1 pseudogene is annotated in these 435 nt (G+C 69.0%); it reads right to left on the reverse strand.

What is annotated here, in order from left to right:
• Positions 1 to 435 (reverse strand): annotated as a pseudogene (locus tag UK12_RS33185) (hypothetical protein); the annotation flags it as partial.

Genomic DNA, 435 nt, shown 5'->3' on the forward strand with positions numbered 1-435 from the left:
GCGGGGTTGAAGGTGATCAGCTCGCGGGCGATGGCGGCGTTCAACGCGGCCCGGAGCGTCGACCGGACGCGCTGGCGGGTGGCCGGGCCGGTGAGCTTCCGGTAGGGCTGCATCGCGGCCAACTTGGTCCGCTCCTCGGCTAGTCGTGCCCGCTCCTCTGCCTTCGGTGCGCCGGGCCGACCGGGCGAGCAGCGCGCTACCTGCTCCCTGCGTGCCTGGTTCTCGGCCGCGATGGTCTCGTTCTCGTCGGCGATGGCGTCGAACATCTCGACCAGGTGGCCGACGTTCAGGCGCGACAGGCGTATATGGCCGATCCGAGGTTTGAGGTGTACCCGGACGTGGGACTCGTAGCCGTTGGTCGTGGTCTTGCGGGTCTTCTTCGACGCAAGCCACATGTCGAGCCACTCGCCGACGGTCAGCCGGGACGTGAGCGAC

The sequence above is a fragment of the Saccharothrix sp. ST-888 genome, from assembly GCF_000955975.1.
GTDB lineage: Bacteria > Actinomycetota > Actinomycetes > Streptomycetales > Streptomycetaceae > Kitasatospora.